General features: G+C 67.9%; 17 protein-coding genes. 7 read left to right on the top strand and 10 right to left on the bottom strand.

Features of this window, described 5'->3' with window-relative positions; all coding sequences use genetic code 11:
- Nucleotides 1–12: 12 nt before the first annotated feature.
- A complete protein-coding gene (locus ACWDEX_RS18710) occupies nucleotides 13–963 on the bottom strand; it encodes a LysR family transcriptional regulator (RefSeq protein ID WP_450464661.1) in 951 nt (316 codons plus the stop codon).
- 82 nt (nucleotides 964–1,045) lie between these two features.
- On the opposite strand from ACWDEX_RS18710, the gene ACWDEX_RS18705 reads away from it, so the two are divergent.
- The 3 genes from ACWDEX_RS18705 (at nucleotide 1,046) to ACWDEX_RS18695 (ending at nucleotide 3,095) form a co-directional block, all read left to right on the top strand.
- The gene (locus ACWDEX_RS18705; protein WP_450464659.1) at nucleotides 1,046–1,807 is read left to right on the top strand and encodes a sulfite exporter TauE/SafE family protein; all 762 of its coding nucleotides are present in this window, start codon (nucleotides 1,046–1,048) and stop codon (nucleotides 1,805–1,807) included.
- A gap of 446 nt (nucleotides 1,808–2,253) precedes the next feature.
- Nucleotides 2,254–2,793: a putative immunity protein gene (locus ACWDEX_RS18700; protein ID WP_450464658.1), complete on the top strand. Its 540-nt coding sequence runs from the start codon at nucleotides 2,254–2,256 to the stop codon at nucleotides 2,791–2,793.
- A gap of 110 nt (nucleotides 2,794–2,903) precedes the next feature.
- A complete protein-coding gene (locus tag ACWDEX_RS18695) occupies nucleotides 2,904–3,095 on the top strand; it encodes a hypothetical protein (RefSeq protein WP_450464657.1) in 192 nt (63 codons plus the stop codon).
- Between the two features lie 240 nt (nucleotides 3,096–3,335).
- Here ACWDEX_RS18695 and ACWDEX_RS18690 read toward each other — a convergent pair whose 3' ends face one another.
- The 5 genes from ACWDEX_RS18690 to ACWDEX_RS18670 all read right to left on the bottom strand — a co-directional run bounded on the left by ACWDEX_RS18690 (nucleotide 3,336) and on the right by ACWDEX_RS18670 (nucleotide 7,840).
- The gene (locus tag ACWDEX_RS18690) at nucleotides 3,336–4,502 is read right to left on the bottom strand and encodes an alpha/beta fold hydrolase (protein ID WP_450464655.1); all 1,167 of its coding nucleotides are present in this window, start codon (nucleotides 4,500–4,502) and stop codon (nucleotides 3,336–3,338) included.
- Between the two features lie 473 nt (nucleotides 4,503–4,975).
- Complete coding sequence (locus ACWDEX_RS18685; protein WP_450464654.1) at nucleotides 4,976–5,557, bottom strand: GNAT family N-acetyltransferase; 582 nt, start codon at nucleotides 5,555–5,557, stop codon at nucleotides 4,976–4,978.
- Nucleotides 5,558–5,670: 113 nt separating this feature from the next.
- A complete protein-coding gene (locus ACWDEX_RS18680) occupies nucleotides 5,671–5,871 on the bottom strand; it encodes a hypothetical protein (RefSeq protein WP_450464653.1) in 201 nt (66 codons plus the stop codon).
- 71 nt (nucleotides 5,872–5,942) lie between these two features.
- Nucleotides 5,943–6,599, bottom strand: coding sequence for a response regulator (locus tag ACWDEX_RS18675; RefSeq protein ID WP_450464799.1), 657 nt, complete (start codon nucleotides 6,597–6,599; stop codon nucleotides 5,943–5,945).
- Nucleotides 6,596–7,840, bottom strand: a complete 1,245-nt coding sequence (locus ACWDEX_RS18670) for a sensor histidine kinase (RefSeq protein ID WP_450464652.1) — start codon at nucleotides 7,838–7,840, stop codon at nucleotides 6,596–6,598. Before ACWDEX_RS18670 ends, ACWDEX_RS18675 begins: the two co-directional genes overlap by 4 nt.
- Nucleotides 7,841–8,064: 224 nt before the next feature.
- Between ACWDEX_RS18670 and ACWDEX_RS18665 the strand changes: the two genes are divergently transcribed.
- Together ACWDEX_RS18665 and ACWDEX_RS18660 are read left to right on the top strand one after the other, a co-directional pair.
- Nucleotides 8,065–8,520, top strand: a complete 456-nt coding sequence (locus tag ACWDEX_RS18665) for a hypothetical protein (RefSeq protein WP_450464650.1) — start codon at nucleotides 8,065–8,067, stop codon at nucleotides 8,518–8,520.
- Between the two features lie 11 nt (nucleotides 8,521–8,531).
- Nucleotides 8,532–8,957, top strand: coding sequence for a hypothetical protein (locus ACWDEX_RS18660; RefSeq protein WP_450464649.1), 426 nt, complete (start codon nucleotides 8,532–8,534; stop codon nucleotides 8,955–8,957).
- A gap of 260 nt (nucleotides 8,958–9,217) precedes the next feature.
- Here ACWDEX_RS18660 and ACWDEX_RS18655 read toward each other — a convergent pair whose 3' ends face one another.
- The gene (locus tag ACWDEX_RS18655) at nucleotides 9,218–9,478 is read right to left on the bottom strand and encodes a transposase (RefSeq protein ID WP_450464648.1); all 261 of its coding nucleotides are present in this window, start codon (nucleotides 9,476–9,478) and stop codon (nucleotides 9,218–9,220) included.
- 334 nt (nucleotides 9,479–9,812) lie between these two features.
- On the opposite strand from ACWDEX_RS18655, the gene ACWDEX_RS18650 reads away from it, so the two are divergent.
- On the top strand, nucleotides 9,813–10,328 hold the full coding sequence (locus ACWDEX_RS18650; protein ID WP_450464647.1) for a putative immunity protein: 516 nt from the start codon (nucleotides 9,813–9,815) through the stop codon (nucleotides 10,326–10,328).
- Between the two features lie 350 nt (nucleotides 10,329–10,678).
- Here the strand turns inward: ACWDEX_RS18650 and ACWDEX_RS18645 are convergent, their stop codons facing one another.
- Nucleotides 10,679–10,912 carry an nSTAND1 domain-containing NTPase gene (locus tag ACWDEX_RS18645; protein ID WP_450464798.1) on the bottom strand — a complete coding sequence of 78 codons (234 nt, stop codon included), beginning with the start codon at nucleotides 10,910–10,912 and terminating at the stop codon, nucleotides 10,679–10,681.
- Nucleotides 10,913–11,183: 271 nt separating this feature from the next.
- On the opposite strand from ACWDEX_RS18645, the gene ACWDEX_RS18640 reads away from it, so the two are divergent.
- Nucleotides 11,184–11,381, top strand: a complete 198-nt coding sequence (locus tag ACWDEX_RS18640) for a hypothetical protein (RefSeq protein ID WP_450464646.1) — start codon at nucleotides 11,184–11,186, stop codon at nucleotides 11,379–11,381.
- Nucleotides 11,382–11,496: 115 nt separating this feature from the next.
- On the opposite strand, the gene ACWDEX_RS18635 is transcribed toward ACWDEX_RS18640, so the two are convergent.
- Together ACWDEX_RS18635 and coaD are read right to left on the bottom strand one after the other, a co-directional pair.
- On the bottom strand, nucleotides 11,497–11,709 hold the full coding sequence (locus tag ACWDEX_RS18635) for a hypothetical protein (RefSeq protein WP_450464644.1): 213 nt from the start codon (nucleotides 11,707–11,709) through the stop codon (nucleotides 11,497–11,499).
- Between the two features lie 456 nt (nucleotides 11,710–12,165).
- Nucleotides 12,166–12,795, bottom strand: coding sequence for a pantetheine-phosphate adenylyltransferase (gene coaD / locus ACWDEX_RS18630; RefSeq protein ID WP_450464643.1), 630 nt, complete (start codon nucleotides 12,793–12,795; stop codon nucleotides 12,166–12,168).
- Nucleotides 12,796–12,858: the final 63 nt, after the last annotated feature.

The raw sequence follows: 12,858 nt of genomic DNA, 5'->3' as shown, positions 1-12,858 counted from the left end.
TCCGGTGTTCGGTCAGCCCTCGTGGAAGCGCTGGCGTCCGACGGTGTCTTCGTTGGCGTTGCGGAGGGACGGCTCGGACTGGGCCGCGTGGCGCAGGTGTTCGGCGAGCGCCGCGGTCGCTGTCGACACGGCACGGTCCTTGACGCCCCAGGCCAGTAGGTGGTGGCGGCGAGCCCAGGGGTCCCGCAGTTCACACACGTCGAGGCTTTGGTGGGGGCCGATGGCACGACGCGGTACGACGGCGAGCCCGGCACCTGCGGCAGCGAGGGAGACGAGGACACTCAGGTCTGCGACGGTGGTGCGGTACCGCACCGCGGGGGCGTGGGGCCCTAGGTGCTTCTCGATCCAGCGGCGCAGCGAGGACTCAGCGTCGAGGCCGACGAGCGGGTGCTCGGCGACCTCGCTGTAGGTCAGCGCGGGCCGTCCGGCAAGGACTCCTCCGCTCTGGCCGATCACCACGAGGGAGTCGTCGCCGAGGGGCTCCATGCGCAGGCCGCATTCGCCGGCCTCGGCATCGAGGACAACCCCCAGGTCCGCCTCTCCGTCCGCGAGCATCCGCACGGTCTGTGGGGTACGGCTTTCGGACACCGTGACATCGATATCCGGGTGGGCACGCAGAAACGAGATCAGGGCTCGCGGTACGAGCCGGTGCATCGCAGAGCCGCCGCCCAGCAGTCTCAGCGGAGCGGTCGAGGACAGGGTGTAGCTCGCTACGGCGCTTTCGAGCCGCGCAGTCTGGTCGAGTACATGGCGTGCATGGCGGGCCAGGGTTGTCCCCGCCGGCGTGGGCCGCACGCCCCGTCGACCGCGGATCAGCAGTGCCACTCCGGCCTGATGCTCCAGCGAGCGCACTCTGGCGCTGGCCGAGGGCAGGCTCAGGTGCATGCGATGAGCGCCCGCCGTGATCGATCCCTCCGTGACGACGTGGAGAAAGAGCCGCAGGTCGTCCAGGTCATAACGCACAGACTCAGACTAAGGCTCAGGCGTAGGCAGGGTACAAAGATTCCGCATTGTGGAACTGCTCGTTCACGGCAATGCTCGGCATGTGTTCGAGTTTCCTCTTGTCCTGCTGGCCGGTGTAGCCGCCGGAGCCCTGAACGCCGTGGGCGGCGGTGGCACGTTCGTCGCGCTGCCGGCCCTTGTCGCCTGCGGCCTGCCACCGGTGACGGCGAACGCGGTGTCGCGGGTCGCCCTCGTACCCGGAGCCGTGGCCGGCGCGTGGGTGTACCGACGCGAACTCACCCCTATCGGGCCTGCGTCAACGAAGGCGCTGACGGCGATCAGCGTGATCGGCGGTGGCGTCGGCGCCGGCCTGCTGCTGGTGCTGCCCGCATCGTCGTTCGACGCCGCGGCACCGTGGCTGCTCGCCTTCGCCACAGTGGTCCTCGCCTTCGGCCGCCGCCTCTCCCAGGCCTTGAGCAGCGCACTGGGCCGCTCATTCGGCATGAGCTCACGAGCCACCCTGATCGGACAGTTCTTCCTCGCCATGTACGGCGGATACTTCGGCGGAGCCGTAGGCATCTTGATGCTGGCCCTGTGGGGCATCGGCCTCGGCATGGACGCCGCGGTCAGCAACCCGATGCGAATCACCCAACTCGCGGCCATCTACCTCAGCGCGACACTGCTGTTCCTCATCGCCTCGGACGCACTGAGCGCTTCGCTGCTCCTGACCACCATGCTGGTCGGCGCCGTGGCCGGGGGCTTCGCCGGCGCCCACCTCGCCCGCCGTCTACCCGCCTGGCTGCTGCGCGGCGCCCTTCTGGCGACCGCCGTCATCACGACCGTCCTGTACTTCGTGCGCGGCTGAACACAAGGGGATGCACAGCGGTCCTCGCCCATCGTCGCAAGCGGAGGCTGACGACATGACCGAAAGGGGCCCGGGAACGACCGCACCGTACACGACGCGGGCGCGGGCGCGAGTGGTGATGACCTACGAAGCATGCGCCGCCGCTCAGCGGTTCTTCGAAGCTGCCGCCGTGTTCCAGCGTGTGGGCTGCTGGCCCAGCGCGCGTAGGCGGCCGGGTGGCGTACTGACGTGCTGTGGTCGGGGGCAGCTCACGGACCGTCAATCAGTGACTGTCTGACATCCCTCGTCGTCCGGTCTGGTCGTCCCGATGCTGGGCCGGTCACCGCCCGGTTCTCGCTCTTCGGTCTGCCTGCCGATAGGCCAAGGCCCGACCTGGTGCTGCCATTTGCCGCGTAGCACATCGTGTGGGGCATCAGGCACGGTTGGCCCGTGGGAGAATCGGATTCGTGACGATCGGACCCGGGGACTTCGAGTTGACCATGGACGAACTGCGCGTGGTCGCGCGCTACGTTGCGGAGAGCGCTGAGGAAATCCTTCCTGTGTTTGAGGCCGCCAACCCCAACGATCCTCGTCCTCGTGCAGCCGTCGAAGCGGCATGGGAGTTCGTGGGCGGCGCGAAAAGGACCAAGCTCCAGCGCATCACTTCCTTGGACGCGCACCGTGCGGCGAAGGAAGCGGCCACCGAAGCCGAACGGCTCGCCGCACGCGCCGCCGGCGATGCCGCCTCTGCCGCGTACCTCCATCCGATCGCGAAAGCCACCCAGGTAGGTCACATCCTGCGCGCCGCTGCAAGCGCGGCGCGTGTGGGGGAATTGAACGCAGGTGGTGATCCCGACGTCGGACTCAAGCTGATCGAGCAGGCTCGGCAACGCGCCACACCTGTCTTGATTGATGTCCTCAACCGGTATCCTCTCGCGCCGACCGGAAAGAGTCGTGCTGCACAACTCATGGCCCTTCTGGACACGTCCCTGCGCACTTCCCGCTAAGAGGGCATCCGATCCAGGTTGTTGGTAGTCAGGGATGTTTTTGTGACTGCTGGCGTTGGCGGTCCTTGCACGGTGTCGGTGTGAGTGATCGTTGCCCGTACCGTAGTGATGTGTCTGATGCCGGCTCGGCCTTGATCGAGCCGGTCTTCACCTCGTGGAGGGCGGGACGGACCGGGCCCGGAACGGCGGCCCGGATGCACGACCTGCTGGAGATCGTCAACGCTGTCGGCGCCGCCGCCGACCGGGCATTGCACTCCGAGGCACTGCTGCGCGGGGGTGTCGACGGCCTGCTAGCGCTGTGACCGGGAGATTCACCGGCTCGCGACGCCCGGCACGGCACTCCCCCAAGCTCTTCGAGCAGGGGGACCCCAACGCCGCGTTGTCGCATCACCCGAGTACATCCAGTACGCGGGTAATGCTCCGCCTTGCGATGCTCCCCCACTGCCTGAAGGGTGTGGGAGGTACCCCCAGCACCGGACGCCGCGAACTTTCCGGCAAACTTTCCCGGCCACAGCACCAGGGTCAGCCCTAGAGCCGTACGGTCAGGAAGCGGCTGCCGGCAGGTGCAGGGTGGTGAGGTAGCCGATCGCGGCGTCGACCGTGGCCGGGTCGTTGAGCCAGGCGGTGTGGCCGTCGCCGTCCCAGCGCAGCAGCCCGCCGGCGGGAAGGGCGTGCCGGACCCCGTCGGCGAATGCCGGGGGTGTGGCGACGTCGTGCGTGCCGGAGATCAGAAGCGCGGGCGGGAAGCTCGCGGGAACCCTCCAACCGTGCAGTGTCCACGTGGAGTTCACCGGCCAGCCCGCGCAGCCGCTGACGACGTCCCAGAACTCGGAGTAGCCGCGCAGGGTCGGTCCGGCCGCACGCACCCGGCGCACCGCCGCCGGGAGGACGCTCTCGGCATCCACCGAGCCGGGGATGTCCTGGCAGATGATCGAGCGGTACGGAACGTAGTCGGGATTGGTGGCCAAGGGGGCAAGGGGCGCCATGTCCTCGGTATCGGCCGTCTTCCTCAGTGAGGTTGCGAGCATCTCGTAGAGCCGCGGTGACTGGAGGCCGGCGTTCACCGCTTGGGCGATCTCCTCCGCGCGTACCCGTCGGTCACCGTCCTTGATGTCGCCGTCGTCGGCACGGCGCAGCAGCGAGGTCAGAAAGCCGCGGACGCCCTGGCTGTGCAACGCGCTGTGCCCGTCCTCGGCCGACCAGCGAGCGAACCGTCCCACTCCGTCTTCCACCGCGGCCGCGTCGATCTCGACCATCCGACGCCAGGACAGCGACCGGTCAACCACGCCGTCCAGGACCATCGCACGCACCCGCGCGGGGAAGAGTTCGGCATAACTCTGGGCCACCATGGTGCCGTAGGAGAGCCCGAGGAAGCTGATCGCCTCTTCTCCCAGTGCCGCGCGCACTGCGTCCATGTCCCGCGCGATGCTCCCCGTGTCCAAGTGGGCGAACAACGGGCCGCTGCCCTGGGCGCAGGCAACCCCGAACTTCCGGTTGCCGCGCACCAGTGCGGCAGCCGCCGACCGGTCGGCGGGGAACCTGCTCACTGAACGGGCGTTCATAGAAGGGCGGTTCAGCGGTGGATTGACGCCGATGCCGCGCGGCTCCACGGCAACGATGTCGAAGCGGTCACGCAATCGCGGTGGGAAGAACTGCTCGCGAAGCCTGCTTGGAGAGGAGATAGCCGACCTAGCCTTCTCCCGGGCCACCGGGATTGAAGAAGAGCTTTCCGATGCGATGCGGGATCGGCCGCCGACAGGCGCGCGACTTCGATGGTCGTTCCGGGAGAGGTCGCGGGCCGGGTCCAGTCGGTCGGGACGGAGATCCGCCCGCACCGCAGCGCCGCCGGATCTCCCTGCCCTCGGCCAGCCAGCACACCACCGTCCTGCGCAACGCCGACCTGATCACCACAACCAGCATCGGCAGCGCCGTTCTACACACCCTCAGCCCCTTGAGAGAAATTCTCCTCCGCGGCGACACCACCCTGCGGTGAACACACCTCGCGGCTGACACCCCAGAGGAGTTCGGCTTGGCCGATCGATCGGTCACCGCGTCGGCAGAGCAATCCCGGCGCTCTGAGGGGACAGTACGTAACTCTTTGTCCGGTTCGCCGTCGTGTGTGGATGAGGCGCAGTGATCAGTTGCTTGGGGCTAGCCGATACCGGATGCCGAGCGACGGAACTCAGTGGGCGGGAATCGGCTCGTCCGACGGCTGCCACTCCCGCCTGATCAGTCCGTAGACCCACGAGTCAGAGACCTCGCCGTTGACGACACAGTCTTCCCGCAATGTCCCTTCACGTACGAAGTCGAGCTTCTCCAGTACGCGGGCAGAAGCCACGTTGCGCGTATCGGTCTCAGCTTGGACGCGATTTAGGTCCAGCGTGTCGAATGCCCACCGCAGCAGAACGCGCGCGGCCTCGGTCGCGTAGCCGTGGCCCCACGCTGCATCGTCGAAGCAGTAGCCAAGCGACGCACTGCGGAAGTCCGGATTCCAACTGTTCAGGGTGCACCAGCCGATGAACGCCCCGTCGGAGACACGATCCACGGCCAGCCGCGCCCCAGTGCCCTCCTGTTCCATCCGCCGGCAAGCAGTGATGAACTTCTCGGCGCGCGAGCGTTCGGTCCACGGTGGCGAGTCCCAGTAACGCAGGATGTGGGCGCTGCTGTGCAGTGCGAAGAGGTCGTTCGCATCTGTGTCTTCGAAGGCACGCAGTCGAAGGCGAGCGGTGTGCAACGAGGGCGTGGGCAGCAGCGACGTCCTCATGTCCCCTCCCCTGATCGGTGGCGGATCAATCAGACCTCCGATGTGAGTCACTGGCAACGGGTTTTCTCGGCAGGCTGGCAGACGTGTCCGCTCATCGGCGCGACCGCGCGCCCTCAGAGGGCGGCATCTGAGGTCATGCCCGGTTTGGTCATTCGGACGGGCTGAGCAGGCTGGTTTGCGGCCCGCCGGAGGGGCTGCGGCCGTGGCGGGGTGAACAGCCCCTGCTCGGTCTCGGCCAGGATCCCCCGCTCGGCGGCCCACTTGAGCTTCAGACGGACGTTGTTGATGTCGCTGGGAGCGATCTCCAAGTCCATCTACACGCCGGAGACAGCGCGTTGCCACCCGCGGCCGCCCCCGGCCAGAACCAGAACCTGACGAAGCACTGCTAGGGCGCGACCGTCAGGCCGGCGCGCACGGCCAGGACGACCAGTTGGGCGCGGGAGCGGGCGTTGAGCTTGGCCATCACCCGGCCCACGTGGGTGCGGACGGTGGCCGGGGAGAGGAACAGGGCGTCGGCGATCTCGTTGTTGGACCTGCCGGTGGCCACCCAGGCGGCGATTTCGCGCTCTCGCTCGGTGAGGGCGTCCAGCCCCTCGACGGCGACGGGAGGCGCCCAGCGCGCCGCGAAGGTGCTCACCAGCAGACGGGTCACGGAGGGCGACAGCAACGCCTCCCCGGCGGCCACCACCCGGATGGCGTGGACCAGTTCGGTGGGGGCGCCGTCTTTGAGGATGAAACCGCTGGCGCCGGCCTGAAGCGCCTCGAACACGTACTGGTCGATCTCGAAGGTGGTCACCATGACGACCCGCACAGTACGCAGTTCCGGGTCGGCGGCGAGGTGACGCAGCAGTTCCAGGCCGTCCATGTCGGGCATCCGGATGTCCAGCAGCATCACGTCGGGCACGCCGCGGCGCAGTTGCGCGAGAGCTTGCCGACCGTTGTCGGCCTCCGCAACCACCTGCATGTCGTCCTCGCGGTCGACGAGGACCTGCAGACCCATGCGGACCAGTTGGTGGTCGTCGACCAGCATCACCCGGATCACCTGGTCACCTCCGGCACGGGCAGCCACGCCTCCACCTGGAAGCCGCCGCCGTCGCGAGGACCGGCCTCCAGGCGGCCGTTCAGTCCCTCGACGCGGCGGCGCATACCGGCCAGCCCGCGGCCCGGCGGCCCCACCCGGACGGGGGCGCCGCGACCGCGGTCGGTCACCCGGACGAGCACCTGCTCGCCGTGTCGGTCGATGGTGACCTGGGCCGCAGTGGGTCCTGCGTGGCGCAGTACATTGGTCAGCGCCTCCTGCACCACCCGGTACACCACGCCACTCAGCGGCTCGGGCAGGTCGTCTGGTACGCCGGCCATCACCTCGACCGGCAGTCCACCAGCCCGGACCTGCCGGATGAGGTCGGCGAGGCCTGGCACACCGGCTGCATCGACGGGGCCGCTCGTACCGCACTCCCCCGCAGCGCACTCCCGTGCAGCGGGCTGCCCCAGCGCGGGTGGCTCCGACGCTGGTCCGTTCCGGGCCGGCTGCTCCTGGTTCGGATGGAACGTGTCCAGCATCCGACGCAGGTCGGCCAGCGCGGTGGAGCTGGTGTCACGGACCGCTTCCAGCGAGCGGCGCGCCTGCTCGGGCTGCTCGTCGAAGACCAGCAGCGCCACCTGGGCCTGCATGGTGATCAGCGCAAATCCATGGCCGGCAATGTCGTGCACCTCGCCGGCGAGGTGCATCCGCTCCTCGAGTGCAGTCCGGACGATCAGGTCCTGACGGGCACGGCGCCGGGCCGCGTCCATCACGTGGATCAGCGCGCCCAGCGACCACGGCAGCACGCTCCAGCCCGTCCAGGCCAGCGCCAGCAGGCCGATGACGTGCAGTTCGCCGAACAGCCGGGCCAGGATCGTCGCCGAGGAGACCGCCGCTGCCAGTCCGCAGGCCAGGGCCGAGGAGGGCAACGGCCGCTGCCGGGCCACCTCGAACGCCGCGACGACCAGGCACAGAAGCACCGGCCCATACGGATAACCGACCAGCAGATACATGTTGACCAGCAGAGTCGTGCCGGCGAGTGCCCCGAACGGCGCCGCCCGGCGAAAGCCCACCGCCACCATGGCGGCCGCCACCAGGAGCACAACTCCGAGCACGTCCAAGGGGCGGGACCGAGACTGTCCGGCGGACGCCCACACCGTGCCGACGACCACCGCCGCCGCGAAGACCGCCGCGAGCAGGGCGTCCGAACGCGCCGGTCGCGGAAGCCTCCCACCGATCTCCGTGACCATGCTGCCCAGCATGCCCGCCTTCCCGGGACCAGAGCATCAGCCGTGGCGATGAAACCGCGCTACGTCAGCGAGCGTATCCACGCGGCGCCGAAGACGCTCTGCGTCCGATGCGTCCGGCATCTCTCAGCACCGACCCTGGTCCCGTCATCGCTGCACAGGCTGACCCGGGGCAGCCATCTCTCTCCCCGGCGACGCCGACCCGCACCCCGGAACATCGACACAGGAAGGGTTGTCCGATGGCAGCACAGGCACAATCCCACGGCCACGGGTTGCCGGATCCCGTCTCAGCACCGCGACACCGCGCCGCGGCCTGGACCGCGATCGGCCGTGCCAAGGGGCGGCACCGGACCTTGCTGATCGCCACGTGCGCCGCCCTGGTCGTGGCCGCCATCAGCGACGAGGCCCCAGGCTACGACGGGCCGGGCCCGTTCATCTATCCCGCTTTCGCCGTCGTGGTGGCGCTGGGTCGGTGGCGGTTCACTCCGCTGTCCGCCGCAGTCATGAGCGTCTCCTTCATCTCCGGAGGACTGGCCTCCGACCAGTTCATGCACCGGCTGACCACCCCGGCGCGGATGCTCGACTTCATCTCCGGCTGGGTTCAGATGCTCAGTTTCGCCGCCGCAGCGGTCTTCGCGGTGGCCTCGGTCATCCATTCCCCGCGCACTGCGGCATCTCGTCCATCGCACACGTGAAGGAAGTCGTCATGTTTCATCTGCACCGTCTGAGCCGCAGCTCGCTCGTCACGTTCGGCGGACTGCTGGTGGGCATCGTGGGCCTGCTCATCCAATGGATCGCCGACCCCGCGAAGTTCTCCGCAGCCCAAGGGACGTTCGGCATCTCGTTCCCGCCCGGGATCGCGTTCATCGTCGGGTTCGGTGTGCTGATGATGCTCACCGCCCGCTGGTGGTGGCACGCGGTCTTCGGAGTACTCATCGCGTTCTGGATCGCCGGCGTCGGTACTCTGGCCGGGAAACTGACCCCCAATCTGGTCTCACACAATCTCGGCACTGTCGTCGGCAACGCCGTCATGGCCGCCGGCCTGCTCCTCGCCTTCATCGCCGGCCTGGTCAGCATGACCGTGGGCCGCCGCAGCCGACGGGCCGACCGAAGCCGACCCAGCACCGTTTGACGGACCCGCTCGGATCCGCGCGGTCCTGAAGACGTCTGTTGCGGAACAAGCGCCCCCGTTGGGTTCGCGCGTCCACCTGACTGGAAAGAACGGAACCGTGCGTATTTGCCGGGTGAGCGCTGCGTCGGCGGCCTTCTTCGCTGCCCGCGCCGGGGCGGTCTTCAGCCACCGGTAGAACCCGGACCGGGACAGATTCAGCACGGTGCACAGCCGCTTCACGCCGAAGGCATCGCGATGGTCGGCAACGAACTCGAAGCGGCTCACCAGTTCGCCCGGCGCAGGATGTCACGTTCCATCTCCAGCTCGCGGACCTGCTTGCGCAAGGCCGCGATCTCCGCGTCCTTTGTGGACTCCGCGAGTGCCTCAGGACGCTCGGCGTTCTCCGCGGTCTTGATCCACTGCCGCAGCGTCTCGTGGTTCACGCCGAGTTCGGCGGCGATGCGTGAGACGGGCCGGCCCGACGAACGGGCCAGCGCCACCGCGTCGGCCCGGAACTCCGCCGAGTACTTGTAGGTCCCCACTCGGGACTCCTCTCGCTGAATTCAAGATCCAGTGTCAAGGTGTCCACGATCAAGGTGGAGGGCCCATCCCCTTACCGATGAATGAGCAGTGTGCATCGTGAAGTTGCAGGTCACCGGCGTGGTGTGAGGGGCGGTAGGGGGGCTCGTGCTGGTTGGCGGCCGGTGTCCACGGCGAAGATCGTCCGACCGGTCAACTGGAGTGGTTCTCGGCTTCTGCTGTACTTGCTAGGGGCCTGGCCAGCACTCTGGACCATTCCCCGCGCCAGGCGGCTGACCGGCCGCCGGGCCACACCGCAACGAGTGGCGCCGATGCGCGCAGGAGGGACTGCAAGTCATGATCCTCCCGAAGGTCCGGGACTCACGCTTCGTGACGATCCGCCGTGGTGGAACGCTCACTGATGCGGATCACCGTCTCCTCGCTCTATGGGCTGCCTCGTGCGCAGAGCACGTCCTTGGCCTCTTCGAGTCGGCCCAACCTGGGGACCCGCGACCGCGCCAGGCGATCGAGCATGCCCGGGCCTGGGTGCGTGGCGAGGTCAAGATGATGCAGGCTCGCGCGGCGGGCGGCCACGCGATGGGGGCAGCCAGAGACCTGCGTGGGGCAGCACGACATGCCGCGTACGCCGCCGGCCAGGCCGGGGCCGTCGCCCACGTCGCCGCTCACGAGCTCGGCGCGGCCGCCTATGCGATCAAGGCCGTACGTGCAGCGGCACCGAAAGGTGAGAGTGAGACCGCGGGACGACTCGAATGCCAGTGGCAGCGCGATCAGCTCCCGGAGCCGATCCGTGAACTCGTACTTGATGACCAGAGGTTACGCAACGACATCTGCTGGTCGGTATTCGACTGTTGAGTCGGATTCTGCTGCGCCTGCCGCGGGGTCCGTCAACGATCCGTCGCCGTCCGGGATGCACCGCCGGGTCGTGAAGGGTGCGGGGATGTCGGAGCTGGAGTGGATCACGGCTCGCCGGAGCGAGCTGGACGCGCTCGCCGAGGAGCTGGGCAGGCGACTTCAGGAAGTCCAGACGGAACGCTAGGAGTTGGTGATCGCCAAGCGGGTCCTGTACCGGCTGGCCGAGCAGGACGAGGCCGCCACCCGGGGCGTGAGAAAGAACGACGAGCTGGCGGGTGGCCAGCTTTCGGGCAAAGTCGAGGAGTTCAGGAGCGAGGTCGGCGGCGCGGGTGGAACTTCGCGAAAAGGTGTCACCGTGGTCGGGCCGGGCCAGCTGCACGAACAGCCTTGGGACGCATTGCCATTGGGCCTGCGTCAGCTCTCCGTGAAGGATACGGTCCGTGCACCTGACCATTTCCACAGCTCGAAGGGCCGGCCACTACTGTTACCGGCCGGGTGTGCACGGCTTCGTACACAATCGCGGTATCACTGTCGCGGCCGTAAAAGAACTCCGTGTCGTCCTTCGTGAACGCCGAGAGTCCCACGAAGGGACAGGCTGGCCCCAGGATCGGATCATTCAAGCGTCCAGCGTACGGATTGCCGACGACGACTTGCGGCTGCTGGCTAAGAATGATGGCAGTCAGTGGGCGTCGAAAGCGGACGAAGGGTGCCCAGCGTCCGGCGAACGACGCGACCGTGAGGAGTCGAGTTCGCCTTGCGCCAACGGACCGGAAGACCCGCAGGTCGGTCCAGTTCTAACCCACCGTCGACCCGCAAGTTCCCGACCACAGCCATTCAAGAACCCGCGAACCCAATATGGTGCGGCTTGGCTGGGTCCGCTCCCCGCAGTCGATCCAGGTTCGCTTCGGCACGAACCGGGCCGGGGCCATCGACGTCGCGCTCTACACCACGGCGTCCATCGACGCGGTCATCGCCGCACACCGGTGCGGGTACGCGGGCCCCTCGGCCGTCCCCGCACCCGACCCGACGCGGCATCCGCGCCGTCGTCCCTGAACCGGCTGATCAGATCGCCAACCGCAAACGCAAGGGACGCAACGGTGGCCGACCACCCGGCTTCAGCGAGCGAAGGACGGGTTTCCGGTGCGACCGCCGTCCCAGGTGCTGGGCCTCAGCGCGAGAATTCGCTGCCAGACGCGGGCGATAGCGGCGCCAGGCGTACGTCCTTGCTGAACGCTCTCGCCGATCGCCAAGCCGGGCTGGTCCCCGTGATGCGGCTGGCCGAACGGTGTGGTCTGCCGCGACTGGTGACGAAGAAGGTCAAGTTGACCAGAGTGAGGAACGGCGCGGGTGCGGCGGCGGACGTGAAGGTCACCAGCACCATGGGCGGCACGGTCGCAGGCGCGGACAGCCTCGACGTGCTGCGGCACGGTGCGATGCCGACTATGTTCGGCGTTATCCATGCCCCCCTCCACGCTCGGCACTTTCCTGCGCGCGGTCACCCACGGCCATGCTCTCCAACTCCACGCCGTGCTCAGGAGGTTCCTGGGTGCGCCGGCCGCACAACCCCGCTGCTGCCCGGGGCCGATCAGATGGCGTTCATCGATGTCGACTCCACCCACAAACGCGTCTACGGCCGGACCAAGTAGGGCACCGAGTACGGCCGGTTCAAAGGCATCCGCACCCTCCACCCGCTGCTGGCCACGGTCTGCACTCCACAGTCCCGGCCGGTGATCGCCGTGGTGCGGATGCGTCGCGGCAAGGCGGCCGACTCCCGCGGAGCCCCGAAGTTCGTCAGTGAAGCTCTGGCCACCGCCGCGAAAGAATCTCGCTCAAATCATCATTCGGGAACACGGTCCTGTTGACTCATCGCGGTGACGAGAGTGGAGGAGATGTGGGCCAGGGCGGGGTCTGCAGCGATGAAAAACGTTTCGACTCCGGCCAGTTCGTGGTTCATGCGGGCCATCGGCATTTCATAGTCCAGGTCGGAAACCCCGCGGACTCCGCGGATGACGACGTCGATTCCGACTCGGCGGCAGTAGTCGACCAGCAGGCCGCCGGTGTGGGAGTCGACCGTGACGTTGCTCAAGCCAGTTGCTGCCGAGCGGAGCCGGTCCAGCCGTTCCGTGATGGGGAGGCGGCCGGTCTTGTTCGGATTGAACATCACGCACACGACGACCTCGTCGAACAGGAGGGCAGCGCGCCGCAGTACGTCCTGGTGCCCTTGAGTGACCGGGTCGAAGGATCCTGGGAAGAGGGCTCGCATGATCGGAAAGAGTAACAAGCGGCCGGCCCCCGTAGTGAAGTGCCAGGGCAGCCAGTTCAGCAGGTTCTCAACCGGCACCGAGCTCTGAGGCAGAGCGGCAGGCACCCGCGCGACAGCGACGTGATCTCCATCGAACTCGGAGCGGTTCACTCCCTGGCGAATCCGAGAGCGGTTCCCGGCTGCCTGCCAGACCTTGATCAGCAACTGGTGCGGACCACTTTCGAGCAAGGGCTAGACCACACCGCGCGCTTCGGCTTAATCTCCCTC

The organism is Streptomyces sp. NPDC001020 (assembly GCF_053599115.1).
Note: the sequence above shows the minus strand (reverse complement) of the source record. Positions and strands in the feature narration are given on the sequence as shown.